This is a genomic window from Paracoccus sp. S1E-3, assembly GCF_013868135.1.
GTDB lineage: Bacteria > Pseudomonadota > Alphaproteobacteria > Rhodobacterales > Rhodobacteraceae > Paracoccus.
In genome coordinates, this window is the sequence record NZ_JACEMU010000004.1 from 532730 (window position 1) to 557761 (window position 25032).

At 66.3% G+C, this 25032-nt stretch carries 29 protein-coding genes and 1 other RNA gene; 17 read left to right on the forward strand and 13 right to left on the reverse strand.

Translation table 11 applies throughout. From position 1 onward, the window contains the following. Positions 1–23: 23 nt before the first annotated feature. Positions 24–560, reverse strand: a complete 537-nt coding sequence (locus tag H1S04_RS02630) for a cytochrome c family protein (RefSeq protein WP_181743992.1) — start codon at positions 558–560, stop codon at positions 24–26. A gap of 115 nt (positions 561–675) precedes the next feature. On the opposite strand from H1S04_RS02630, the gene H1S04_RS02635 reads away from it, so the two are divergent. Next, the gene (locus tag H1S04_RS02635) at positions 676–1554 is read left to right on the forward strand and encodes a prephenate dehydratase (RefSeq protein WP_181743993.1); all 879 of its coding nucleotides are present in this window, start codon (positions 676–678) and stop codon (positions 1552–1554) included. Positions 1555–1971: 417 nt separating this feature from the next. Here the strand turns inward: H1S04_RS02635 and H1S04_RS02640 are convergent, their stop codons facing one another. After that, positions 1972–2415 (reverse strand): SRPBCC family protein, encoded by a 444-nt coding sequence (locus H1S04_RS02640; protein ID WP_181743994.1) that lies wholly within the window; start codon positions 2413–2415, stop codon positions 1972–1974. A gap of 195 nt (positions 2416–2610) precedes the next feature. On the opposite strand from H1S04_RS02640, the gene H1S04_RS02645 reads away from it, so the two are divergent. The 5 genes from H1S04_RS02645 (at position 2611) to recR (ending at position 7509) form a co-directional block, all read left to right on the forward strand. Then, positions 2611–4404: a 5'-nucleotidase C-terminal domain-containing protein gene (locus H1S04_RS02645; protein WP_181743995.1), complete on the forward strand. Its 1794-nt coding sequence runs from the start codon at positions 2611–2613 to the stop codon at positions 4402–4404. 40 nt (positions 4405–4444) lie between these two features. After that, positions 4445–4543, forward strand: an RNA gene (gene ffs, locus H1S04_RS02650) — signal recognition particle sRNA small type. Between the two features lie 206 nt (positions 4544–4749). Beyond that, entirely contained in the window at positions 4750–6561 is a 1812-nt protein-coding gene (locus tag H1S04_RS02655) for a DNA polymerase III subunit gamma/tau (protein ID WP_181743996.1), read from the forward strand. Positions 6562–6564: 3 nt separating this feature from the next. Beyond that, positions 6565–6909, forward strand: a complete 345-nt coding sequence (locus tag H1S04_RS02660) for a YbaB/EbfC family nucleoid-associated protein (RefSeq protein WP_181743997.1) — start codon at positions 6565–6567, stop codon at positions 6907–6909. A gap of 3 nt (positions 6910–6912) precedes the next feature. Further along, positions 6913–7509 carry a recombination mediator RecR gene (gene recR / locus H1S04_RS02665; RefSeq protein ID WP_181743998.1) on the forward strand — a complete coding sequence of 199 codons (597 nt, stop codon included), beginning with the start codon at positions 6913–6915 and terminating at the stop codon, positions 7507–7509. Positions 7510–7526: 17 nt separating this feature from the next. Here the strand turns inward: recR and H1S04_RS02670 are convergent, their stop codons facing one another. Next, the gene (locus H1S04_RS02670) at positions 7527–8129 is read right to left on the reverse strand and encodes a LysR substrate-binding domain-containing protein (protein ID WP_181743999.1); all 603 of its coding nucleotides are present in this window, start codon (positions 8127–8129) and stop codon (positions 7527–7529) included. Positions 8130–8391: 262 nt separating this feature from the next. Here H1S04_RS02670 and ffh point away from each other — a divergent pair, with 262 nt between their 5' ends. From ffh to rpmE, 9 genes are all read left to right on the forward strand, one after another. Then, the gene (gene ffh / locus H1S04_RS02675; protein WP_181744000.1) at positions 8392–9885 is read left to right on the forward strand and encodes a signal recognition particle protein; all 1494 of its coding nucleotides are present in this window, start codon (positions 8392–8394) and stop codon (positions 9883–9885) included. A gap of 2 nt (positions 9886–9887) precedes the next feature. After that, positions 9888–10409 (forward strand): GNAT family N-acetyltransferase, encoded by a 522-nt coding sequence (locus H1S04_RS02680; protein ID WP_298945720.1) that lies wholly within the window; start codon positions 9888–9890, stop codon positions 10407–10409. 79 nt (positions 10410–10488) lie between these two features. Then, positions 10489–10782 (forward strand): chorismate mutase, encoded by a 294-nt coding sequence (locus H1S04_RS02685; protein WP_181744002.1) that lies wholly within the window; start codon positions 10489–10491, stop codon positions 10780–10782. 44 nt (positions 10783–10826) lie between these two features. Then, positions 10827–11189, forward strand: coding sequence for a 30S ribosomal protein S16 (gene rpsP, locus H1S04_RS02690; protein WP_181744003.1), 363 nt, complete (start codon positions 10827–10829; stop codon positions 11187–11189). Positions 11190–11239: 50 nt separating this feature from the next. Further along, positions 11240–11386, forward strand: a complete 147-nt coding sequence (locus H1S04_RS02695) for a hypothetical protein (protein ID WP_181745474.1) — start codon at positions 11240–11242, stop codon at positions 11384–11386. Positions 11387–11389: 3 nt separating this feature from the next. After that, positions 11390–11884, forward strand: coding sequence for a ribosome maturation factor RimM (rimM, locus tag H1S04_RS02700; RefSeq protein ID WP_181744004.1), 495 nt, complete (start codon positions 11390–11392; stop codon positions 11882–11884). After that, on the forward strand, positions 11881–12753 hold the full coding sequence (gene trmD / locus H1S04_RS02705) for a tRNA (guanosine(37)-N1)-methyltransferase TrmD (RefSeq protein ID WP_181744005.1): 873 nt from the start codon (positions 11881–11883) through the stop codon (positions 12751–12753). Before rimM ends, trmD begins: the two co-directional genes overlap by 4 nt. Next, a complete protein-coding gene (gene rplS / locus H1S04_RS02710) occupies positions 12750–13142 on the forward strand; it encodes a 50S ribosomal protein L19 (protein ID WP_181744006.1) in 393 nt (130 codons plus the stop codon). The genes trmD and rplS overlap by 4 nt, the downstream gene beginning before the upstream one ends. A gap of 11 nt (positions 13143–13153) precedes the next feature. Further along, a complete protein-coding gene (rpmE, locus tag H1S04_RS02715) occupies positions 13154–13375 on the forward strand; it encodes a 50S ribosomal protein L31 (protein ID WP_181744007.1) in 222 nt (73 codons plus the stop codon). Positions 13376–13512: 137 nt separating this feature from the next. Here the strand turns inward: rpmE and H1S04_RS02720 are convergent, their stop codons facing one another. The 3 genes from H1S04_RS02720 to H1S04_RS02730 all read right to left on the reverse strand — a co-directional run bounded on the left by H1S04_RS02720 (position 13513) and on the right by H1S04_RS02730 (position 14589). Continuing rightward, entirely contained in the window at positions 13513–13770 is a 258-nt protein-coding gene (locus H1S04_RS02720) for a hypothetical protein (RefSeq protein ID WP_181744008.1), read from the reverse strand. A gap of 1 nt (position 13771) precedes the next feature. Beyond that, the gene (locus H1S04_RS02725) at positions 13772–14014 is read right to left on the reverse strand and encodes a hypothetical protein (RefSeq protein WP_181744009.1); all 243 of its coding nucleotides are present in this window, start codon (positions 14012–14014) and stop codon (positions 13772–13774) included. Between the two features lie 107 nt (positions 14015–14121). Next, the gene (locus H1S04_RS02730; protein ID WP_181744010.1) at positions 14122–14589 is read right to left on the reverse strand and encodes an Rrf2 family transcriptional regulator; all 468 of its coding nucleotides are present in this window, start codon (positions 14587–14589) and stop codon (positions 14122–14124) included. A gap of 132 nt (positions 14590–14721) precedes the next feature. On the opposite strand from H1S04_RS02730, the gene H1S04_RS02735 reads away from it, so the two are divergent. Beyond that, positions 14722–15504, forward strand: coding sequence for a division plane positioning ATPase MipZ (locus tag H1S04_RS02735; protein WP_181744011.1), 783 nt, complete (start codon positions 14722–14724; stop codon positions 15502–15504). Positions 15505–15604: 100 nt separating this feature from the next. Here H1S04_RS02735 and purD read toward each other — a convergent pair whose 3' ends face one another. Next, a complete protein-coding gene (purD, locus tag H1S04_RS02740) occupies positions 15605–16867 on the reverse strand; it encodes a phosphoribosylamine--glycine ligase (protein ID WP_181744012.1) in 1263 nt (420 codons plus the stop codon). A gap of 300 nt (positions 16868–17167) precedes the next feature. Continuing rightward, positions 17168–17530 carry a hypothetical protein gene (locus H1S04_RS02745; protein WP_181744013.1) on the reverse strand — a complete coding sequence of 121 codons (363 nt, stop codon included), beginning with the start codon at positions 17528–17530 and terminating at the stop codon, positions 17168–17170. Positions 17531–17763: 233 nt separating this feature from the next. On the opposite strand from H1S04_RS02745, the gene xseA reads away from it, so the two are divergent. Beyond that, entirely contained in the window at positions 17764–19305 is a 1542-nt protein-coding gene (xseA, locus tag H1S04_RS02750; RefSeq protein ID WP_181744014.1) for an exodeoxyribonuclease VII large subunit, read from the forward strand. Here the strand turns inward: xseA and ccoS are convergent. The 5 genes from ccoS to ccoP all read right to left on the reverse strand — a co-directional run bounded on the left by ccoS (position 19287) and on the right by ccoP (position 24810). Continuing rightward, on the reverse strand, positions 19287–19466 hold the full coding sequence (gene ccoS, locus H1S04_RS02755) for a cbb3-type cytochrome oxidase assembly protein CcoS (protein ID WP_181744015.1): 180 nt from the start codon (positions 19464–19466) through the stop codon (positions 19287–19289). The two genes, xseA and ccoS, sit on opposite strands and share 19 nt — an antisense overlap. Beyond that, on the reverse strand, positions 19466–21670 hold the full coding sequence (locus H1S04_RS02760; RefSeq protein ID WP_181744016.1) for a heavy metal translocating P-type ATPase: 2205 nt from the start codon (positions 21668–21670) through the stop codon (positions 19466–19468). The genes ccoS and H1S04_RS02760 overlap by 1 nt, the downstream gene beginning before the upstream one ends. A gap of 1 nt (position 21671) precedes the next feature. Continuing rightward, positions 21672–22241 (reverse strand): FixH family protein, encoded by a 570-nt coding sequence (locus tag H1S04_RS02765; RefSeq protein WP_255435437.1) that lies wholly within the window; start codon positions 22239–22241, stop codon positions 21672–21674. A gap of 2 nt (positions 22242–22243) precedes the next feature. Next, entirely contained in the window at positions 22244–23686 is a 1443-nt protein-coding gene (ccoG, locus tag H1S04_RS02770) for a cytochrome c oxidase accessory protein CcoG (RefSeq protein WP_181744017.1), read from the reverse strand. Positions 23687–23961: 275 nt separating this feature from the next. Continuing rightward, positions 23962–24810, reverse strand: a complete 849-nt coding sequence (gene ccoP, locus H1S04_RS02775) for a cytochrome-c oxidase, cbb3-type subunit III (protein ID WP_255435517.1) — start codon at positions 24808–24810, stop codon at positions 23962–23964. Positions 24811–25032 lie beyond the last annotated feature (222 nt).

Below are 25032 nucleotides of genomic sequence, written 5' to 3' on the forward strand. Positions count from 1 at the left end.
CATGATGGACGCGTGGGGTCCGTTCAGTTCTGGGTTTCCAGATAGGCGATCAGATTGGCCCGATCTTCCGCCTTCGGCAGTCCGGCGAAGGACATCTTGGTGCCCGGCACGACGGTCTTCGGGCTGGTCAGGAATTCCTGCAGCGCCTCGGGCGTCCAGTTCGGCGCCTCGGCCGCGTGTTCCTTCATCGCGTCATCATAGTTGAAGCCCGCGACGCTGGCGACCGCACGGCCAACGACACCGTTCAGATGCGGCCCGGTTCCGTCGGTGCCGTCCAGCTTGTGGCAGGCCTTGCACTTTCCGAAGACCTTCTCGCCCTTGGCCGGGTCCGCGGCCGCCATCAGCGCGCCGAAATCGATCTGCTCCTCGGCCGCGGCCTCGCCGCCGCCGGCCGATTCCTCGACCGGGATCGTATAGGCCTGGGCGATTTCCTCGCCTTCGTGACCACCCGTCGGGCCCACATAGTACAGCGAGCTGCCAGCCCAGAACAGCAGAAGCAACGCCAGCAGCGCGCCAATCAGGGCGCCCGACGCCTTGGTGATGGTCATGGTGTTGAACATTTGCCGTCCCCGCTAGGTAGTGTTCAAATTCTGGCCGTATCTACCCGCTTTCTTTCGACCGGTTCAAGGTGTAGTTCACGCCCGAAACGCCGATCCGTCGCCGAGGGCCCTGAAGATGAGCAAGAAAACCAATCTGATCGCCTTTCAGGGCGAGCCGGGCGCCTACAGCCACCAGGCCTGCCGCGACGCCTGCCCCGCGATGGAGGCCCTGCCCTGCCGCACCTTCGAGGACGTGATCGAAGCGGTCAGGTCGGGTCAGGCCGATCTGGCGATGCTGCCGGTCGAGAACTCGACCTATGGCCGGGTCGCCGACATTCATCACCTGCTGCCCGAATCCGGCCTGCACATCATCGACGAAGCCTTCGTGCGCGTTCATATCAGCCTGCTGGCGGTGCCCGGCACGCCCCTGGCCGAGATCACCGACGCAATGAGTCATACGGTCCTGCTCGGCCAGTGCCGCAACTTCCTGCGCGAACATGCCATCCGGGGCATCACCGGCGCCGATACGGCCGGCTCGGCAAAAATCGTCGCCGAGGAGGGCCAGCGTCACATTGCCGCACTCGCCGCGCCGCTGGCGGGCGAGATCTACGGCCTCGAAAGCCTCGCCGACGGGATCGAGGACCGCCAGAACAACACCACCCGCTTCCTCATCATGTCGCGCGAACCCGACTATACGCGCCGGCCGAACCGCGCCGGCGAAAACGGAATGCTGACCAGCTTCGTCTTCCGCGTCCGCAACATTCCGGCGGCGCTCTACAAGGCGATGGGCGGCTTCGCCACCAATGGCGTGAACATGACCAAGCTGGAAAGCTACATGATCGACGGCGTTTTCACCGCGACGCAGTTCTATGCCGATATCGAGGGCCATCCCGATGACCCCGCCGTGGGGCGCGCCCTCGACGAGTTGACCTATTTCACCTCGATGACGAAGGTGCTGGGTGTCTATCCCGCCGACCCGCTGCGCGCCGAGCAGTTGCGCGCCCAGCAGATCTGATCCGCTGCCGCGACGGGAACACTACAACCTGTTCGCCGCGTTGCGAATGGGGGCAGCGACGCCGGCGGCATGAGCGCCCCCGCATGTCGCGATGGCGGATCGGCCCGTCACGGCAGGTTTTCCAGGCATCGGAGACGGAAACGGCGCGGCGGCAGAACATGACACAGGCGCCCCGCTGGTCCGACGGCAGGGCGCAAAATGCATAGCGCCGCCTGGCCTAACTGACGGCCAGGTCGGGAAAATCCATTTGTCGAGCCCCGCGCCCGCCCAAGCCGTCGGGCGGTCTGTTCCATCCCGGAAGCGCGGAAGGCCGAAACATGAACGCCGCCACAACCGCAGCTGTCCGCCCCCGCCGGGCCCACTGCGCGGATCTGCTTCACCGCGCCGGAAAACGGTTTCAGGCCGGAGACATACCCCTCAGCCGATGGCCGCCGTGACGAAATCCTCAACCTTGCGGGCAATCTTGCGGTCGATTTGCGCCTTGCCCAGCTTCGCCGTCTGCAGCGCCAGCCGGGCGCGCATATTGCGAGGCTTGACCTCAATCTCGAAGATCAGCCGCGAACGTCGCAGCGCCAGTGCCACAACCGACAGGTCGATCCGCAGGTCGAAAGGCGTCGACTGGCCCGTCAGCGCCAAGCGTTCCGGTCGATCGAACTGGACCAGCACCAGACGCAGTTCGCGCCGCTGGCCACGCCAATCGAAGGCCAGATCCCAAGCACGCGCGCCGGCCGAGATGTTGTCGACGCGGCTCACCGCGACACCGCGGCGCATCAGAATCCGCTCGATCCGGTCAAAATCGGCCAGAGCATCGAACATCCGCTCGGCGGTGACTTCCTTGTCGATTCGGGTGGAGAATTTCATGGCAGTGACCGGGACCAGCAGGACAGTGACTTGTTACGTTCGCACGTCGATAGTGGCCTGCGTGGGGCCATGCAAGGTTGCCGCAACGAAAAACCTGACGCCTCCACAATCTGTGATTGCGCCATGGAAGCTTTGCCCCGTATCCTGCCGGGAAAGGACCGCAGCATCCCGTCGCGGAAGCATGGAACAGACCAGATGCCCGACGGCACCCGACGGCCCAGCCGGCAGATCGATTCATCCCGTCTGACCACGCTGCACCTCCGCATTCTGGCCACGACGGACCTGCACATGCATCTTGGCGCCGAAGACGGGACAGGCGGCCTGGCCCGGCTTGCCCCGCTGATCGCCGCCGAGCGCGCGCGCAACGCCAACGTCCTTCTGTTCGACAATGGCGACCTGCTCGAAGGGACGCCGCTGGCTGACGAGATCGCCCGCAGCGGTCTGGGTGCGGACGACTATCACCCCGCCGTCGCGGCACTGAACCGGCTGAAATACGACGCCGTCACGCTGGGCAATCACGACTTCGCCCATGGGGTCGGCTTCCTGCGCCGGGCGCTGCGCGACGCCGCCTATCCGATTACGCTGGCCAATGCGCAGTTGACCTGCGGCACCCCGCTGTGGTCCGAGACGCTGCTGCTTCACCGGCCGCTGCGGGACGAGGCCGGGCGCCGCCATGAGCTGACCATCGGTGTCTTCGGCGTTCTGCCGCCCCAGACCGTAGATTGGGAATCCGGGCTGGCGACCGACATGCAAACAGAAGACGTGGTGACCGCCGCCCGTCGTGCCGTCGCGTCGCTGATGGCCCGCGGCGCGGATGTGATCGTCGCGCTCAGCCATGGCGGCCAAGGCGATGGCCCAGCCCCGCGGGCCGAGAACGCCGCCGGGATAATCGCCGGCATCACCGGCGTCAGCGCTGTCATTGCCGGTCACACCCATGAAACCCTCGTCCGTCCCGCCACCGGCACCACCGCCCCGCTGGTGAAGGCGGGCTTTGCCGGCTCGCATCTGGCGGCGATTTCTCTTCGGCTGCGGGGCACCCCCGGCGCCTGGCGGGTCGAACACACACGCGCCGAAGCGCTGCCCGCCGCCGCGCGCCCCTGCCCCGCCCTGGCCGACACGCTGAAATCCGTGCCCGCCGATATCGCCGATCGCCTGACGCGGCCGATCGGGCATACCATGCGGGCGCTGAACAGCCATTACGCCCTTCTGGGCCAGGATGCCGGATTGCGGCTGATCGAATCGGCGCTGCGCGCGCATGTCGCCGCAGTCCTGCCAGAAAACGACCTGCCGGTCCTGACCGCCTTCGCGCCCTTCCGCACCGGAGGCCGCGGCGGCCCCGACAACTTCGTCTCGGTCCCGGCCGGGTTGCTGCGGCGCCGCGATCTTTCGACGCTTTATCCCTTCACCAACCACATTGCCGTGATCGACGTCACGGGCGCCGAAATCGCCGAATGGCTGGAGCGTGCGGCGACGATCTTCACGCAGGTGCCCGATGACGGCCGGGTCCACCCGCTGATCGACCCGGCCATGCCGGGCTTCCAGTTCGACATCATCGCCGGACTCGATTACAGCATCGACCTGTCGCGGCGTGCGGCCTTCGACATCTCCGGCCGAGCGCGTTCCCAACCGGGCCGCATCGTCGCGCTGCGGCATACCGACCGCGCGCTGCGCCCCGAGGAACATTTCCTGCTGGTCACCAACAGCTACCGGATGTGTGGAGGCCCGCTTTATGCGCCGCTGACGGCCGGCAAGACCTGCCTGCTGCCCGAGGATGCGCGTCTGCGCGTGCGCGATGTGCTGGCGCAGTACTTGGACGAGGCCAATGCCCCGCCACCCTCCGACGCCGCATTCTTCAGCCTGATCGCGCGGCCCGGAACCCGCGCCAGCTTTGACACGGCCCCCACCGCCGCGCCCGAGCTGTGTCCGTTGCCGGTCGACAGGGCCGCCCTGACCGAGACCGGCTTTCAACGCCTGATCCTGAAATTCTGATCGGGCTTGCATCGGCGCGCCCACTTGCCTATCTAGATCCCGAGAGGCTGGCGCGGGCGGACGCATCGCCAACCCGGTCAGGTCCGGAAGGAAGCAGCCGTAACGAAATTCGTTCGGGTCGCTGTCCAGCCTCTCACCCTTCCCAAGATCGCCGCCGACATGCCTGACGCCCTGCGGATGCGCGTTGTCGGACCTGTCTCGCATCGCGTCAGATCGGGCCGGCCCCCTCGGCACGCTGTCCGGGAACCGGCCTGACCGCCTTGCGCATGGCGGCGAGAGTGACCATCTGGCCGGTTGTCGCGCCGCATCCCCCCGGCTAATGTGGCGCGATCCCGACGAGGCAAGATGACCGAGACCGAACAGAACTATCAGGTCCTGGCCCGGAAATACCGGCCGGAAACCTTCTCCGACCTGGTTGGCCAGGATGCGATGGTGCGCACGCTGAAGAACGCTTTTGCGGCCTCGCGCATCGCGCAGGCCTTCATCATGACCGGGATTCGCGGCACCGGAAAAACCACCACCGCACGCATCATCGCCAAGGGTCTGAACTGCACCGGCCCCGACGGCCAGGGCGGCCCCACGACCGAGCCCTGCGGTCGCTGCGAGCATTGCGTGGCGATTTCGGAAGGCCGCCATGTCGACGTGATGGAGATGGACGCGGCATCGCGGACCGGCGTGAACGATATCCGCGAAATCATTGAATCTGTTCATTATCGCGCCGCGTCCGCACGCTACAAGATCTATATCATCGACGAGGTCCACATGCTGTCCACCAGCGCGTTCAACGCGCTGCTGAAGACGCTGGAGGAGCCGCCCCCGCATGTGAAGTTCATCTTCGCCACCACCGAGATCCGCAAGGTTCCGGTCACCGTGCTGTCGCGCTGCCAGCGCTTCGACCTGCGCCGGATCGAGCCCGAGGTGATGATCGCGCTGTTGCAGAAGATCGCCGCTGCCGAAGGGGCGCAGATCACCGAAGACGCGCTGGCGCTGATCACGCGGGCGGCCGAGGGATCGGCGCGCGACGCGACTTCGCTTCTGGATCAGGCCATCAGCCATGGCGCGGGGGAAACCACCGCGGCGCAGGTCCGCGCCATGCTGGGCCTCGCGGATCGGGGCCGGGTCATCGACCTGTTCGAGATGATCCTGCGCGGTGATGCGGCGCAGGCACTGGCGGAACTGCAGGCGCAATACGCCGACGGTGCCGATCCGCTGGCCGTGCTGCGAGATCTGGCCGAGATCACGCATTGGATCTCGATTGTGAAGATCACGCCGGAAGCCATTGAGGATCCGACGATTTCGCCTGACGAACGCATGCGCGGCGCGGCCTTGGCGGACCGCATCGCCATGCGGGTGCTGACCCGGCTGTGGCAGATGTTGCTGAAATCGCTGGAAGAAGTCTCGGCCGCGCCCAATGCGATGATGGCCGCCGAGATGGCGGTGATCCGGCTGACCCACGCGGCCGACCTTCCCGATCCCGAGGCGCTGATCCGCAAGATCCAGTCCGCGCAGGCGGCGGGCGAACTGACCCGTCCGGGCGCCGGCCCCAATGGCAGCCGCCCGAGCGGCGCGCGCGCTTCGGCGCCGCCCGTGGATGCCGTCGCCCGAGGCCCCGCCATGATGACGCAGGGCAATGGTCAGGGACAGGCTACCGCGCTGACGCAGGCGCCACAGGCGCTGATCGCCTCCTATCCCGATTTTGACAGCGTGCTGGAGCTGATCCGGCGGATGCGCGACATGCCTTTGCTGATCGCGGTCGAGAACCACCTGCGCCTTGTCCGCTATGGCCCCGGCCGGATCGAGTTCGAGCCGACGCCGGACGCGCCGCGCGATCTGGCCGCGCGTCTGGCCGAACGACTGCGTGGCTGGACCGGGGGCCAGCGTTGGGCCGTCAGTGTGGTGAATGCGGGGGGCGCCCCCACCATTGCCGAGCGCCGCGCCGAGACCGAAGCAGCCGCCATGGCGCGTGCCGGGACACATCCGACGGTTCAGGCGGTTCTGGCGGCATTTTCCGGCGCGCGTCTGCTGTCCGCCCGGCAAGTCCCTCCGCCGGTGACGGAAAGCGCCGAGATCGTGGGTGCGGACAGCGCCCTGCATGATGATGGTGCCGGACCTGTGGCTGCGGCCGAGGAATGGGATCCTTTCGAGGACGAGGAGTAAGCGATGTTCAAAGGACTGGGTGGGCTTGGCGACATGGCCAAGATGATGGCGGCCGCGAAGGATATGCAGGCCAAGATGGCCGACATGCAGGAAAACCTCGGGAAGATCACCGTGACCGGCGAATCCGGCGCCGGTCTGGTGAAGGCGACGGCGACGGCGAAGGGGGATCTGACCGGTCTCGATATCGACCCGTCGATCTTTGTCGCCTCGGAAAAGGAGGTGGTCGAGGACCTGATCCTTGCTGCGATCAAGGATGCGCAACGCCGTGCCCAGGACCGTGCACAATCCGAAATGGCCCGCGTGACGCAGGATCTGGGCCTTCCGCCCGAGATGAAGCTGCCCTTCTAGGCGATGGAAGACGGCGGCGACGATATTCAGGCGCTGATCGGCGCCATGGCGCGGCTGCCCGGCCTCGGGCCGCGATCGGCGCGGCGGATCGTCCTGTCGTTGATCGGGCGCAAGCCGGGGCAGATGGCGCAGCTGGCGGCGCTGATGGCGCGGGTGGCCGAGAATGCCCGGCCCTGCGCGCGCTGCGGGAATGTCTCGGATCACGAAATCTGCGCCATCTGCGCCGATGAGAGCCGCCAGACCGGCGAGATCTGCGTGGTCGAGAATGTGGCCGATCTGTGGGCCCTGGAACGCGGCCGCGCGTTTCGCGGCCGTTATCACGTGCTGGGCGGCACGCTGTCGGCGCTGGATGATATCGGCCCCGAGGATCTGGGGATCCCCCGCCTTCTGGCCCGGATCGAGGCCGAAGCCATCACCGAGGTCATTCTGGCGCTGAACGCCACGGTCGAGGGGCAGACTACGGCCCATTACATCGCCGATGCCCTGCCAGCCCGGCTGACCATCACCGGGCTGGCGCAAGGCGTCCCCATCGGGGGTGAGCTCGACTATCTGGACGACGGGACGATCACCGCCGCCTTGCGGGCGCGCCGCAGGCTGTAGCTGCGGCGTCCCGCGCCTCATGACAGCTGGCGCCCCATGATCTCGGCCAGGTCACGACCGACATCGCGGCAGACCTGGCTGGCACCCCGATCATGGACCAGCCACAAGGGGGCCGCCCATTCGTCCCGCGCCGGCATCAGTTCCATCAGCTCCCCCGACCAGACCAGGCTGGAAATCGGCAGGAACCCCGCGCAACGCCCGGATATGATCGCGAGCCGCAGGACCGATTCATCATTTGTCCGAAAGACGAAGCGCTGCCGGTCCGTGTGGGCCAGCAGCCAGCGTGACCACGGAGCGGCCTCATCCGAGAAATCATGACCGGCCAGATCGTGGGCCGCCAGATCCTCGGGGCGCTGCGGCATGCCGCGGCGCGCGACATATTCGCGCGTCGCCACCAGCGCGACCCCGATCCGCCCCAGCCAACGCACCGCCAGCCGGTCCCCGACCGGCTCGGCGCCGCCGCGAATGGCGATGGTGCGGCAGTCGGAGAGGTCGGCATATCGCAACTCGCTGCGATAGGAGATCAGCGTATCCGGCATCGCCGCGCTGACGCGCATCACCGCGGGCACGACAAGTTCCCCCATCAGGGGCAACGCACTGATTGCGACATCACCGCTCATCTGTCCACGTCCGGTGTGATCCCTTCCCGATTCGTCCCCAGCCTAGGTGAGCCGGCTGAAGATCGGGTTAATGGCGGCAATGTGCCCCGATGCTTGACTTTCGCGCCCGCGGCCCGTATCTGCCGGGGAATTCCCGGAAGGTCTGCCCTTCCGGTCCCCGACCATTGCGCGGGGATCGCCCCCCGTCAGCGCGTTGCGCCCACGGGGGCGTTTGCGCATTACGCGCCGCGCGCATCACTTGAACGGACCGTAGGAGGCCCGCATGTTCGAGAACCTGTCCGACCGTCTTGGCGGCGTCTTCGACCGGCTGACCAAGCAGGGCGCCCTGTCCGAAGACGACGTGACCGCCGCCCTGCGCGAGGTGCGCACCGCCCTGCTGGAGGCCGATGTCTCGTTGCCCGTGGCGCGCAGCTTCGTGAAATCGGTGACGCAGAAGGCCACCGGTGCGGCGGTGACGAAATCGGTTACCCCCGGCCAGCAGGTGGTGAAAATCGTCCATGACGAACTCATCAGGGTGCTGCAAGGCGAAGGCGCGCCCGACGCGCTGCGCATCGACAACCCTCCGGCGCCGGTGCTGATGGTCGGACTTCAGGGCTCGGGGAAAACCACCACCACGGCGAAACTGGCACTGCGCCTGAAGGACCGCGAGAAGAAGCGCGTGCTGATGGCGTCGCTCGACACCAACCGCCCCGCTGCGATGGAGCAGCTGGCGATTCTCGGCACCCAGATCGGCGTCGACACGCTGCCGATCGTGAAGGGCGAAAGCGCCGTCCAGATCGCGAAGCGTGCCAGGCAGCAGGCCACGCTGGGCGGCTATGACGTCTATATGCTGGATACCGCCGGTCGTCTGCATATCGACGAGGTTCTGATGGACGAGGTGCAGGCGGTGCGCGACATCGCCCAGCCTCGGGAAACGCTGCTGGTCGTTGATGGCCTGACCGGTCAGGATGCGGTCAATGTCGCCACCGAATTCGATGCCAAGGTCGGCATCAGCGGCGTCGTGCTGACCCGGATGGACGGCGACGGACGCGGCGGCGCGGCGCTGTCGATGCGTGCTGTGACCGGCAAGCCGATCCGCTTCGTCGGCCTCGGCGAAAAGATGGACGCGCTGGAAACCTTCGATGCCGAACGCGTCGCCGGTCGCATCCTCGGCATGGGTGACATCGTGGCCCTGGTCGAGAAAGCCCAGCAGGTGCTGGAGGTCGAACAGGCCGAGCGTATGATGAAACGCTTCCAGAAGGGCCTGTTCAACATGAATGACCTGAAGTCCCAGCTGGAGCAGATGCAGAAGATGGGCGGCATGGGCTCGATCATGCAGATGATGCCGGGCATGTCGAAAATGGCCAAGGCCGCCGAGGATGCCGGCATGAACGACCAGATGATCCGCCGCCAGATCGCGCTCATCAACTCGATGACGCGAAAGGAACGCGCCAATCCCGACCTGCTGCAGGCGAGCCGCAAGAAGCGGATCGCGGCCGGCGCCGGGCTGGAAGTGTCAGAACTGAACCGCCTGCTGAAAATGCAGAAGCAGATGGGCGACACCATGAAAAAACTCGGCAAGATGAAGGGCGGCATGCTGAAACAGGCAATGCGCGCGATGATGGGCAAGGGCGGCGGCCTGCCCGACATGGCCAATGCCGATCCCGCGCAGATGGCCGAGGCGACCAAGATGCTGCAGGACCCCAAGGGCCTCGGCGGCCAGTTGGGCGGGATGGGCCTGCCCGGTGGGTTGTCGGGTCTGTTCGGGAAGAAGTGACCGTGGCCACCTTCTCCGTCGATATTCCGGTCATCGAGACCCCGCATTTGATCCTGCGTGAACCGCGCCTCGCGGATTTCAAGGCCGCGGCGACCTTCGCGGCGTCGGACCGTGCGCGTTTCGTCGGCGGTCCAATGGGGCGCGGTGAAGCATGGCCCCGCTTTGCAGCGGGCGCGGGGCATTGGGCCCTGAAGGGCTTCGGCATGTGGATCGTCGAGGAGAAGGCAACCGGCGCCGTGGTCGGCCGCATCGGCCTGTTGGAGCCGGAGGGCTGGCCCGAGATTGAACTGGGCTGGCAGGTCTATGACGGCTTCGAAGGCAAGGGCTACGCCTATGAGGCGGCGATGGCCGCGCGCGATTACGCCTATCGGGTGATGGGTCTGCCCCCGATGATCTCGTTCATCGTCCCGGAAAACACCCGCTCGCGCCGGCTGGCCGAACGCATGGGCGCTACGGTCGAACGCGAAGCCGAAGTCCTGGGCGTGCCCTGCCTCGTTTACCGCCACCCGAAGGTGCAGGCATGAGCCGCGCTTTCATTCAGGCCCAAATATCCCGGGGTCCGGGGCAGCACCCCGGGCTGCGCCGCCCGAAAGGATCCGCCGCATGAGCGATACCGCCCGCGCCGCCGCCCTTCTGAAGGAACACCGCGCCAGCATCGACCGGCTGGACGCGATCCTTGTCTATACGCTGGCCGAAAGGTTCAAGCACACCCAAAGCGTCGGCCGTCTCAAGGCCGAACACGACCTCCCGCCGTCCGATCCGGCGCGTGAAGCGCAGCAGATCGACCGGTTGGAACGCCTCGCGCGCGAGGCCGATCTCGACCCGGAATTCGCGCGCAAATTCCTGAACTTCGTGATCGCCGAAGTGATCCGGCACCACGAACAATACCAAACCTGAAGGCGGGTTCCCCGCCAATCCCGCCATTTCAAAGGAGAAACGCAATGGCAATGAAGATCCGTCTGGCCCGTGGTGGTTCCAAGAAGCGTCCGTTCTACGCGATCGTCGCGTCCGATTCGCGCATGCCACGCGATGGCCGCTTCATCGAGAAGCTGGGCACCTATAACCCGCTGCTGGCCAAAGACAGCGAAGACCGCATCCAGATGAACCTGGAGCGCGTGCAATACTGGCTGTCCCAGGGTGCCGAGCCGACCGACCGCGTCGCCCGCTTCCTCGAAGCCGCCGGCGTCAAGGCCAAAACCGAGCGCAAGAACATGAAAAAAGCCGAGCCGGGCAAGAAAGCCAAGGAACGCGCCCAGGCCCGCGCCGACAAGGCCGCCGCTGCCGCCGACGCGACCGCGGAATAATCACCTCTCGGCCCGCCCCCGTGGCGGGCCGTTTGACCTCTGGGGGCGGCATGTTCATTTTCAGGCTGTTCCGGCTGGCGATCCTGATGATGTTCGCCTTCGTCGCGGGAGTCTTCTTCGAACGCGGCCACCAGATGGATCTGTGCGAAAAATCGGGCGGCATCTGGCTGCGCGTCGGGATCTGCGGGGAAAAATAACCGATGTCGGGAAAGGTCTGCGTAGGCGCCATCGCCGGGGCATTCGGCGTTCAGGGCGAGGTCCGGTTGAAAAGCTTCACCGCCGAGGCCGCCGACATTGCCAGCTATGGCCCGCTCTCCACCGAGGACGGCGCACGCCAGTTCACCATCACCATCAACCGGCCGGTTGCGGGCGGTCTCAGTGCAAATCTCTCGGGAGTCAGCACACGCGAACAGGCCGAGGCGCTGCGCGGCGTCACGCTCTGGGCCGCGCGCGAGGCGCTGCCCTCGCTGCCTGACGATGAGTTCTATCACGCCGATCTGATCGGGCTCGAGGTCGTCGATACCGGCGGCCGGGTGCTGGGCCGGGTCAAGGCGATCTACGATCACGGAGCCGGCGACATTCTCGAGGTGGCCGGCCCGCAATCCCTGCTGTTGCCCTTCACCCGCGCCGTGGTGCCGACCGTCGATCTGGCGGCAGGCCGCATCGTCGCCGACCCGCCGGGCAGCGACGAATGACCCCGCCCACGAAATCGCATGGCCGCATGTCCATCGCCGCCTCGGCGCTTGGCAGGGCCACCCCGCGCGAGCTGATGGCGGAACCGCAGGTCAAGGGCGTCTGGACCGCCAATATCATCACCCTGTTCGCGGAAGCCTTTCCCGGCGTGCTGGGCCTGTCGTTGACCGGGCGCGCGCTGGCGGAAGGGTTGTGGAATCTGCGCACCATCCCCTTGCGCGATTTCGGTATCGGCAAGCATCGCAATGTCGATGACACGCCCGCAGGCGGCGGCGCGGGCATGGTGATCCGGGCCGATGTCATGGATGCTGCCCTGAACGCCGCCGACCCCGCCCTGCCCGTCATCTACCTGTCGCCGCGCGGCAAGCCGCTGACCCAGGCCCGCGCCCGCGCGCTTGCCGACGGCCCCGGCGTGACCCTGATCTGCGGCCGGTTCGAGGGCGTCGATCAACGCGTTCTGGATGCGCGCGAGATCGAGGAAATCAGCATTGGCGACTATGTCCTGACCGGCGGAGAGCTGGCCGCACAGGTCTTGATTGATGCGACGGTTCGGCTTATACCCCGCGTCGTCGGGAATCAGGCATCACTGGCCGAGGAGTCCTTCTCCGAAGGTTTGCTTGAGCACCCGCAATATACTCGCCCCGCCGAGTGGGAAGGCCGCAGGATCCCGGATGTCGTCATGTCCGGCAATCATGCGGCCATTGCTGCTTGGCGGCGGGAAGAAGCCGAAAGGCTGACGAAGGAACGCCGCCCCGACCTGTGGCGGGCATATGTCGAAAGACCTGTGGACCCGGCAAAGGACCGACAGCTCTCGGGCGCATCACACCAAGCAGGGGGCTACCCTGCGCAAGACAAGGATGAACAGCGATGAACCTGATCGCACAGCTCGAAGCCGAGCAGATTGCCGAACTCGGCAAGAATATCCCGGATTTCAAGGCCGGTGACACCGTTCGCGTCGGTTACAAGGTGACCGAAGGCACCCGCACCCGCGTGCAGAACTATGAAGGCGTCTGCATCAGCCGCAAGGGCGGCAACGGCATCGGCGCCAGCTTCACCGTGCGCAAGATCAGCTTCGGCGAAGGCGTCGAGCGCGTCTTCCCGCTGTATTCGACCAATATCGATTCGATCGAGGTCGTCCGCCGTGGCCGCGTCCGCCGCGCCAAGCTGTATTACCTGCGCGACCGTCGCGGCAAATCCGCCCGCATCGCCGAAGTCACCAACTACAAGCCGAAGGCCGACAAGGCCGACGCCAAGGCCTGAGGATCATCGTCATGAAAAAAGACATCCATCCCGATTACCACATGATCGAGGTCAAGATGACCGACGGCACCACCTATCAGGTGCGCTCGACCTGGGGCAAGGAAGGCGACACCATGTCGCTGGATATCGACCCGACCTCGCACCCGGCATGGACCGGCGGCTCGGCCAAGCTGATGGACACCGGTGGGCGCGTATCGAAGTTCAAGAACAAATACGCCGGTCTGGGCTTCTGATCCCGACCCCTGCGACTGCCAGCGCCGCCCCTCGGGGGCGGCGTTTCGCATTTTCGGCGCCGATCAAGGGAAAAACGCCGCCCCAGAAGCGGGACGGCGTTCCTTCCATTGACGCGGCAACATCGCAGGAATGGGGCTTAATTCAGCAGGCCCGACCACCAGCCCTTCGGGGCCGTGCCGCCGACCGGCAGGCCGGTGATCTGGCGGCCTGCGGCATCCACCGTCACCCGCCCGTCGCGATAGCGGCGCAACACCGGGCCCTGCGCCAGGCCGCTGGCGCCGATCCGAACCGAGGCCCAGCCCAGATTACGCGTTTCAGCGACCGGTTCCGGCAGCGCGAACCCCTCGGGGATCGGGGTGTAATGGCCGAAAATGGGGAAAAACAGGGCGCTCATGTCAGAACTCCTTCGGGATACGTTGTTCAACCAGGATGTCCCAATCCTTGGGGTCGCGGTTGCGCATCATTTCGGCGCCGACTTCGTCGGGGGTGCAGGTGAACACCGTCAACGGAATCCCCGCCACGCAGTGCAGGCGCCCCGTCTTGCGTTCGACCAGATGCACTGCATAGCGGGGCGGTTTCTGCGCCACCGCGCGCACCGTCGCATCGGCAAAGCTGGCCAGCCGGTTCAGCATGGTCATGGCATCACTCCTCATCGAGCCTGTCAGCTTGTCTGACCCCTTTATCTCGACAGGGTTTATCGTGATTTTCAACAGAAATTTTCAACGATCTTGAAAAATGCTTTATTTCAACCGTTTAGATCCTGTTCGGACAGAACGTTCCGCATCGGCGTGCCCGCGGGGCCGACCAGATCAGCCAAGGTCAGCGATTCGAGCAGCAGCAGGTACGACCAGAACACCTCGGCGAAAACACGACGCAGGCGGCATTCGGCCTCGTTGGTGCAGTCCTCGCATTTCTGATACGCGGTCCGCGACAGGCAGGGCAGCGGTGCCAGCGGCCCGTCAATCCGCCGCAACAGTGATTCGAGCCGCACGGCCGAAGGATCGCGCGTCATCCGATACCCGCCCGAACGCCCCCGGACCGACCCCAGCACACCTGCCTTGCGCAAATCCAGCAGGATATGTTCCAGAAACCGCTTCGGCGCCCCTGAACGCCGGGCGATTTCCTCGATCTGCAAGGGCTTGGCCTGGTCGCCATATTCTTCGGCGAGCACGATCAGCGCCTTGAGGGCGTATTTCATTTTTTGGGTAATCATTCTTGACAGATAGGGCGGTTACCTGACGGAAATCAACCGAATCCCGACCGGAGCGCGCAGGATTGAACGCCTTTCCAAGCCCGCATTCTGCGCATATTGTCCCGCGACCACAGACAACTGCAGAAGTATTTCATGGCCCATATCATCGTCGTCGGGAACGAAAAAGGCGGGTCGGGAAAATCCACCACCTCCATGCACGTGGCCACCGCGCTGGCGCGGATGGGCCACCGTGTTGCGGCGCTGGATCTGGACATCCGCCAGCGCAGCTTCGGCCGCTATCTGGAGAACCGCGCCCATTTCACCGGCAAGGAGGCGCTGAACCTGCCAAGCCCGACTCTGGGCACGCTCGCTGCGACCTCGCCCAACGATACCGACCCGCTGTCGGACGCCATGACCGCATTGGAGGCCGATCACGATTTCATCCTGATCGACTGCCCCGGATCGCATACCCGGCTGGCCCAGATGGCGCATATGCTGGCCGACACGCTCATCACGCCGATGAATGACAGCTTCATCGACTTTGACCTGCTGGCGCGGATGTCGCCCGAGGGCAAGGTGCTGGGCCCCTCGATCTATGCCGAAATGGTCTGGGGCGCGCGTCAGGGTCGTCAGGCGGCAGGCGCGGGGCCGATCGACTGGATCGTGCTGCGCAACCGTCTGGGCACGCAGGCCATGCACAACAAGCGCAAGGTCGGAACCGCCCTTGGTCAATTGTCCAAGCGCATCGGCTTTCGTGTGGCGCCGGGCTTTGCCGAGCGGGTCATCTTCCGCGAGCTGTTTCCGCGCGGGCTGACCCTGCTGGACCTGAAGGATATCGGGACCGAGCAGTTGAGCATGTCCAACATCGCCGCCCGGCAGGAACTGCGCGAGTTGATGGCGACGCTGAACCTGCCCGGCGTGAAAGTCGATTTTTAAGCGGTGATACGCAAGCGGCGCAGGTGCGCCCGTCAGGTCGCGATCATGGGATGCGGCGCGCAGTCACCGGCTGGGCCGGTGCGCTGTTAACCGGCCCCGTTCACAATGCCCGCCAGCCGATGTCGCGGCGGCAGAACCCTTCCGGCCAATCGATCGCATCCACGAGGCCGTAAGCGCGATCCCGCGCCTCGGCCAGCGTGGCGCCGCGTCCGGTCGCCGCCAGAACGCGCCCGCCCGTGGCGATGATCGCACCATCCTTCTGGCCCGTGCCAGCATGAAAAACCATGTTGAAACTGTCTTCAGGAAGCGAGGACAGGCCCTTGATCTCGCTGCCCTTCTGATAGCTTCCCGGATAACCGTCGGCGGCCATCACCACCGTCAATGCGTGATCCTCTGCCCAGTTGGCGGTGATCTGGTCCAGCCGTCCTTCGGCGCATGCATGGATCAGATCCAGCGCCTGAGCGCCCAGCCGCATCATCAGCACCTGACATTCCGGGTCGCCGAAACGGACATTGTATTCGACCAGCCGCGCCTGGCCGTCCTTGATCATGAGCCCGGCGAACAACACCCCCTGAAAGGGCGTGCCGCGCCGCGCCATCTCGGCCACGGTGGGGCGGATCATCTGCTCCATGACCTGCGCCTGAATGGCCTCGCTCAGCACCGGGGCGGGCGAATAGGCGCCCATCCCGCCGGTATTGGGGCCGGTATCGCCGTCGCCCACGCGCTTGTGGTCCTGCGCGGTGCCGATGGACAGGCAGTTAACCCCATCCGAGAGGACGAAGAAGCTCGCCTCCTCGCCGTCCATGAACTCCTCGATCACCACTTCGGCGCCCGCGGCCCCGAAGGCGCCGCCGAAGATCATGTCGATGGCATCATGCGCCTGTTCCAGCGTTTCGGCCACGACGACGCCCTTGCCGGCTGCCAGCCCATCGGCCTTGACGACGATTGGCGCACCCCTTGCATCGATGTATTCATGCGCCGCCTGCGCGTCCGCGAACCGTGCCCAGGCGGCGGTCGGCGCCCCACAGGCATCGCAGACCTCCTTGGTGAAGGCCTTCGATGCCTCGAGTTGGGCGGCCGCCTGCGACGGCCCGAAGACCAGCAGGCCCGCGCCCCGCAGCGCGTCGGCCACACCGGCGGCCAGCGGCGCCTCGGGCCCGATCACCACCAGATCGATGGCGTTCTCCTGCGCGAATTCGCAGACGGCCGCGCGCGAAAGAATGTCGAGATCGGCGCATTCCGCAATCGCCGCCATGCCGGGATTGCCGGGCGCCACGATCAACCGGTCGCATTTCGGGTTCTGCCGGATCGCCCAGGCGAGCGCATGTTCCCGCCCGCCGCTGCCGAGGATGAGGATATTCATGCGTTGCCCTTTTCGCTTGACCGCCGATCCGGCTTCCCTTTCCGCAGGCAGTTAAAGGCGCATATCCTTCTGCGCAATCCAGAACTCGGGCGAATGCTGGAAACAACGCCGGCGACGCGGTCCGAGAGCACCGTCTCGCGGCTGCTGGTGCCCATCGCGGCCGGGCGACCAACAGCGTCACCGACGAGAAGAAAGTGGCAGGGGGATCAGACATGCGGCAAGCGCCGCTCGGCATTTTCGCGGCCGTGTAACGACCGGGGGCGAGAGCCGGCTCCCGGTCGCGCGTCATCAACGATCCGGCTAATCCGACATCGTCACCACATGCCAGACATCGCCCTTGCCGTCGCCCTTCACATCGCCCGACGCCATATCCTCGTAATAGAAATACAGCGGCTTGCCGTCGAGCGCCCATTGCTCGGTCCCGTCAGTGCGGGTGACGCGGGTCCAGCCATCGGGCATGACCTCGCCTTCCGCCGCGAGATAAGGCGGCCAGTTTTTGGCGCAGTCGTCATAACAGGACGACATCCCCTCGCTGTCATTGTCGAAGGTATAAAGCGTCATGCCGTTCTGCGCGGCCAGCACACCAGCGGCGGAAGCCGGCAACGCCAGCATCAGCGCCGAGGTCACGGCCAGCAGGCCAAGGCCGGTTTCGAAGCGTCTCATCGTCTAGCCTCCCTTGTTCGATGCGCCGGGAGATTGGCAGCGGCGGGCGCCGGCGCGCACCTGCACGTCCCACCACTCTACGCCTGTCGGCGGCTTGCGTCACGCTTTCCTGCCTACGCTGCTGTAATGGATCTGCGGACGGCGCGCTTTCGCCTGACGCGCATCCTTTGCAGGTCGTCCGAACGGGGGCTTTCATCTGGCGCCGCCCGATCGGGTGATCTAGAACGGCGGGCATGGAGCTTTTCGAAGACGACATCCCCGAGCGTGGCGACGGCGGCAATACCCCGGCGCTTTCGGTTTCCGAAATCTCGGGCGCGGTCAAACGCGTGATCGAGGGCGAGTTCGGCCGCGTCCGCGTGCGCGGCGAGATCGGACGGGTGTCGCGCCCCTCCTCGGGCCATGTCTATTTCGACCTCAAGGATGACCGGGCGGTGATCGCGGCGGTCAGCTGGAAAGGCCAGGCCGCGCGGCTGACTCAGAAGCCCGAAGAGGGGATGGAGGTCATCGCCACCGGCAAGCTGACCACCTTTCCCGGCCAGTCGAAATACCAGCTGATCGTCGAGGAACTGGAACCGGCGGGCGCCGGCGCGCTGATGGCGATGCTGGAAAAACGCCGCAAGGCGCTGGCGGCGGAAGGGCTGTTCGATGCCGATCGCAAGAAGCCGCTGCCTTTCCTTCCGCGCGTGATCGGGGTCGTCACGTCGCCCTCGGGCGCGGTGATCCGCGATATCCTGCACCGGCTGCGCGACCGCTTTCCCACCCATGTGCTGATCTGGCCGGTGGCCGTTCAGGGCGCGTCCTCCGCTGCCGAGGTCGCCGCCGCGATCCGCGGTTTCAACGCCCTGCCCCCGGACGGCCCGATTCCGCGCCCCGATCTGCTGATCGTCGCGCGCGGCGGCGGCAGCCTTGAAGATCTGTGGAGCTTCAACGAGGAAATCGTCGTCCGCGCCGCCGCCGACAGCGCCGTCCCGCTGATCTCGGCCGTGGGTCATGAAACAGATACCACCCTGATCGACTTCGCGGCCGACCGCCGTGCGCCGACGCCCACGGCCGCCGCCGAGATGGCGGTACCGGTGCGGCGCGATCTGGCGGCGTGGTTGCAGCAGGCCGGCCTGCGCATGACGCAGGCCGCCGGTCAGCAGCAGGACCGGCGCGCGCAACGGCTGGTCGATCTGAGCCGTGCGCTTGGCCGGCCGCAGGCGCTGACCGAAGGCGCGCGGCAAAGGCTGGATTTCCGGGGCGGCGCGCTGGAACCGGCGCTGAGGAACAGCGTCCATCGCCGCCGCGACCGGCTGGAGGGGCTGCGTCTGACGCCCGCCATGCTGATCCGGCTGACCGACCGGGCGCGCACGGGCCTCGATAACCTGACCCGGCATCTCGGCATGGCAGCGAAAGCCCCCAATGCCCGCAGGCGCGACCGGCTGGAGGGGCTGTCGGCCCGGCTGCAGAACGGCCGCCTGCGCGTGCTGGCCGATACCCGCCGCAAGACCGCCGACGGGCGCGACCGGCTGGTGCCGCTGATGGCGCGTCTGGACGCCGCCTTTACCCGCGGCGTCGCCCTGCGCGAGCAGGCGCTGATGCGGCTGGATCGGATGCGGATCTCGCTGGGCTACCGGCAGACGCTGGCGCGCGGCTTCGCCGTCATCCGCGACGATGCGGGCCACGTCCTGACATCGGCCGAAGCCGCGGCAAGGGCCCGGAGGTTGCAGATCGAATTCTCCGATGGCACCGTTGCCGCACGCCCCGAAACCGACCCTCAGGGCTCGCTTTTCTGAGGGGGCGGCCGGGGTCGATCGTCCCATTCCGTCGACAGGATCCGTTCAGCATCCCCCTTGGGATCGTCATATTGGCGGGTTTTCAACGACCACAGGAAAGCGGCCAGCCCGCCCGCGCCCAGCAGGATCGAGACCGGGATGAGGATGAACAGGATTTCCATCAGCGCAACCTCAGCGCGTTCAGCGTGACCGAGATCGAGCTGACCGACATCGCCAGCGCCGCCAGCAGCGGCGTGGCCAGCCCCATCATTGCGAAGGGCACCGCAACGATATTGTAAGCAATCGAAATCGCGAAGTTTTCCTTGATGCGACGCCGCGCCTGGCGGGCCAGCTCGATCGCCCCTGCGACCGGGGCCAGATCCTGCCCCATCAGCACCATATCCGAGGCCACCCGCGCCGCATCCAATGCGGTGGCGGGCGAAATCGAGACATGCGCCCGCGCCAGCGCCGCCGTATCGTTCAGCCCGTCGCCCACCATCAGCACCTTCGCGCCCTGGGTCGCCAGGGCGGCAATGGCGGCCTCCTTGTCCTGCGGAGTGACGCCGGCGCGAAATTCGGTGACGCCCAGATCCTTCGCCGCGCGGGCCACGGCGGTAGGGGTGTCGCCCGACAGCATGATCACCCGCCGCCCACTGTCCTGCAGGGCCGCGACGCAGGCCACCGCACCGGGCCGCAGCGCATCGGCAAAGCGCAACAGCACGGGCGCATACCCCGCCACCGCCAGCACGCTGACCGGCCCGTCAGCAGACTCGGGCGCAGTGGCGCCCACCCAATCGGCACGGCCCAGACGGATCCGGCGGCCCTGAACCTCGCCCTCGATTCCGAAGCCCGGCACCTCGGCCACGCGGTCCAGATGCGCGGGCGCGACGCCCTCGGCCACCAGCGCCGCCGCCAATGCGCGCGACAGCGGATGGCCGGAGGCCCCGGCGATCGCCAGCGCGACCGGGCGCAGATCACCCGGCAACGCGTCAAGGCTGATCAGCTCTGGCCTGCCCATGGTCAGGGTGCCGGTCTTGTCGAAGACGATGGTATCGACCTCGGCCAGACGCTCCAGCGCGGTGCCGTCCTTGATGAGCAAGCCGCGCTTGAACAGCTTGCCCGAGGCCGCCGTGACCACCGCCGGCACCGCCAGCCCGAGCGCACAGGGACAGGTGATGATCAGCACCGCCGCCGCGACATTCAGCGCCACGCGCCAGTCGCCGGTCCAATACAACCACAGCCCATAGCTGAACAGCGCCAGCAGATGCACCACCGGCGAATAGAGCCGCGAGGCACGTTCCGCCAGAGAGGCATAGCGGCCGCGGGTGGCCTCGGCCATGGCGACCACATGCGCCAGCCGCGTCAACGAGCTGTCGCGCCCCGCCGCGGTGACCCGCAGATCGAGGGGACCGGTCAGATTGACCTCACCCGCCGACAGGACCACGCCAGGACCCGCCTGCACCGGCAGGCTTTCGCCGGTCAGCAGCGAGCGGTCGATTTCCGACATGCCCGCGATCACCTCGCCATCCGCCGCGACGCGCGCGCCGGGACGGATGCGGATCACGTCGCCGGCGGCCAGATCGGCCACATTCACCACCTGCTCGGCCCCGTCCTGCAGCAGGATGGCGCGCGGAACCTCCAGCGCGGTCAGTTCCTCGGCGGCGGAGCGGGCCACGGCACGGGTGCGGAAATCCAGATAGCGCCCGACCAGCAGGAAGAAGCACAGCATGACGGCGGCGTCGAAATAGGCATGGGTGCCGGAATTGATCGTCTCGAACAGGGAAATCGCGCTGGCGAGGATCAGCGCCAGCGAGATCGGCACGTCCATCCCCAGCCGGCCGGCCTTGAGGCTGTGCCAGGCGCTGACGAAAAACGGCTTGCCGGCAAAGATCACCGTCGGCAGCGCGATCACCGCCGAGATCCAGTGAAACATGTCGCGCGTCGCGCCCGTCGCCCCGGACCAGACCGCGACCGACAGGATCATGACGTTCATCATGGCAAAGCCCGACACGCCGATGCGCATCAGGATGTCACGGCCCTGACGCTCGGCGGCGGTGGAGGTCAGAATCGAGGCGTCCAGTTCATGCGCCTCATAGCCGATGTTTTCCAGCACCGGGATCAGTTCCTCGGCGCTGCGGCCCGGCGCGTCGATCATCACCCGGCGCAGCGTCAGATTGACCCGCGCCGCGCGTACGCCCGGTTGCGCCAGAAGCGCCCGTTCCACATCCGCGATACAGGTCGCGCAATGCGCGGTGGGCAGCGACAGCACCAGATCGCCGCGCGCCGCGGCAGCGCCGGCAACGCGTTCGGCCAAGGGGGCTGCGTCGCAGGCGGGACAGGCGCTGATGCGCGGCCCGAAATCCCGGTTGGCACTGAAGTCGCTCATCTCATCTGCTCACGATACTGCCGGGGTAATTCGCCAGACGCTGACGAAAAACGGTGCCGTCCGGCGCATCGGCCTCCAGATGGATGACCCAGGCCCCCGGCGCCAGCGCCAGATCCGCCACCCAGAGGCCGCCGGAATAGCGCATCTCGGGCGTCACATCATCGCGTTTCTGGGTCGGGCGGCCGATCGTCACCCGCAGCGCCTGCACCGGCGCGGGCAGCCCCTGCCGGTCGCTGATCTTCAGCACCAGCGCCCCCGCGTCATAGCTGGGCTCCGCCAGCCAGCCCAAGGCTTCCTGCGCCTCGCGGGCCGCGTCGAATTGCTGCGAGGCAACGTAGGAATTCTTGACCTCCAGCCCCGGAAAGGTGCTGATCGCCTGCACCGCCATGACCAGATTGGCGCCGATGATGACGGTGAACAGACCGACGAAGATGGTCAGGACACGGCGCCCGTTCAGCGGCCTGCGCCCCAGAAACAGCAGGAACGGAAGAAACAGCACCAGTCCCACCAGCGCCACCAGCATCAGGCTGATGCCGAGCGGCCCGAGCGTTTCATAAAGCTGCTGCCACATGGTCAGTCCCTTCCGTGGAAGACGGTGTCGATAGAGGATTCGATCCCGGCCTGATCGCTGACCAGCAGTTCGATATCGCTGGTGCCGGTCTGTGCCATCGGCGAGCCGGCGGGGGCCGTCAGATAGACGCGCAGCGTCGCCGTGCTGTCGGCGGGCACCACGACCGTGTCGGACTCGGCCCCCTCGATGCTGAGCACAAGGCCTTTTCCGTCCGCGACCGACAGGGTGAAGGGCATTTCCCCGCCCTGTTTGTTGCGCAGGCGCAATTCATAGGTGTTGCGGATGGCACCGTCCGACAGGGTGACGAACAGCGGATTACGCACCGGCGTCACATTCAGATCGAAGGGCGAGCGCATGAACAGCGCCACCACCAGCCCGACCCCGATCAGCGACCACAGACCGAAATAGAGCAGCGTGCGCGGCCGCGGCACATGGCGCCACAGCGAGCTGCCCTCATTGCCGATCCGCTCGGCGGTTTCGTCCTTCAGCGCCATATAGTCGATCAGTCCGCGCGGCTTGCCGATCCGGTCCATGATCTCGTCACAGGCATCGATGCACAGCGCACAGGTGATGCATTCCAGCTGCTGGCCGTCGCGGATGTCGATGCCCATCGGGCAGACGTTCACGCAGGCGAAGCAGTCGATGCAATCGCCCTTCTCGCCCGGCGGAATGTCGGACTTCGTGGCCTCGCCCTTCAGGATCTTGCCGCGTGGCTCGCCCCGCCATTCGCGGTAAGCGACGGTCAGCGTATCCTCGTCCATCATCGCGCCCTGAATGCGCGGCCACGGGCAGGCATAGATGCAGATCTGTTCGCGCATGAAGCCGCCGAAGATGAAGGTCGTGGCGGTCATCACGGCGATGGTCATATAGGCGACCGGATGGGCCTGCCCGATCAGCAGGTTGCCCAGCAGCGTCGGCGCATCGGTGAAATAGAACACCCATGCCCCCCCGGTCAGCACGGCGATCACCAGCCAGATCGCCCATTTCGTCAGCCGCAGCCGGACCTTGCGGGCATCCCATTTCGACCGCCACAGCCGGATCTGGGCGTTGCGGTCGCCCTCGATCCAGCGCTCGACATGGACGTAAAGATCGGTCCAGACCGTCTGCGGGCAGGCATAGCCGCACCAGACCCGGCCAAGCGCCGAGGTGAACAGGAACAGGCCCAGACCCGCCATGACCAGCAGCCCGGCCACGAAATAGAATTCATGCGGCCAGATCTCGATCCAGAAAAAGAAGAAGCGCCGGTTGGCCAGATCGACCAGCACAGCCTGATCGGGCATCGCCGGGCCCCGGTCCCAGCGGAGCCAGGGCGTGATGTAATAGATCGCCAGCGTCAGCCCCATGATGATCCATTTCAGCCGCCGGAACGGCCCGCTGACCGCTTTCGGGAAGATCGGCTCGCGTGCGGAATAAAGACGGGGTGGATCGATATCCGGGCTGGACATGAAGGTTTTCCTGTTTGCTGGTTACCGATTTAGCAGCCTCAGGGGGGCGGACCTTGACCTGCATCAATCGGCGCAGAAATTTCATATTTGCAATTCCGGTATCGGCACGGAGGCGCGATTGACGCCGCCTGCTGCCGCCCGGATGCGAAAGGGGGCGAGGCCGCCCCGGTGAACTGGCCCGCCCCCGAAACTGGAAGCCGGCCCCTCTGGAAACGCGCGAACAGGACGAGGGACCGGCGCCATCCCGGCGGCCGAGGCCGCCGGAATTCGCATTCTTATTCCCCACCGCCGAGGCTGTGGACGTAGTAGGAGACGGCGCGGATATTGTCCTCGGACAGGCGCGGCGACCAGTTGGGCATCACCCCGAAGCGGGCGTCGTTGACCGATTGCCGGATCGCCGCCGCATCGCCGCCATAAAGCCAGACCGCATCGGTCAGGTCGGGCGCACCCTGAGTGCGGTCGCCGGTGCCGTCCTCGCCATGGCAGGCCACGCAATTCTCGGCAAAGACCGTGGCGCCTTCGGCCGCCTGCGCCGCATCATGCGCCTGCCCCGAGATCGCCAGCACATGCTGGGTCACCTGGTCGATCTGGGTCTTGTCCAGCATCCCGTCGATGCCGAAGCGCGGCATTTCCGAATAGCGCGCATCGGGATCGTCGGTGTTGCGGATGCCGTGGGTCACGGTGGTGTGGATGTCGTCCAGCGTACCCCCCCACAGCCAGTCATTGTCCAGCAGGTTCGGATAACCCTTGGCCCCGCCCGCACCCGAGCCGTGGCACTGGGCGCACCAGGTCGCGAAGACGGCGCGGCCCGCGTTCATGGCGTAATTGGCCAGTTCCGGGTCATCCTTGACCAGATTGATGTCGGTCTCGATCAGCTTCTTCTGGATGCCGGCATTCGTCTCGTCATAGCGCTGCATCTCGACCGCGAGTTCCTTGCGGTAATTGGTGTGCAGCAGCCCTTGGGTCGCACCGTTGATCAGCGGCCAGGCCGGGTAGAAGATCGTATAGATCACCCCCCAGAGAATGGTCGCGTAGAAGGTGAGCAGCCACCAGCGTGGCATCGGGTTGTCATATTCGGTGATCCCGTCCCAGCTGTGCCCGGTCGAGGCGACCTCCTCGACCATCTTGCCGGCGCGGGCCTTGCCGGTGCGCGGGCCGCCACGCTTCGCCCCGACATGCTTGGGCTGGTGCAGCGCCTTGCCCTGCGCCTCGCCTGCGGGATGTTCGAGGATCTCGGCCTTGTGCTCGTCATCGGCGGCGATACGTTCCAGCGAGATCCGATTGTCCGGGTTCTCGGGGCTGTCATAGGCGCTGCTTTCCGCGCCGCCATTTTCGGGCCCGGCGTT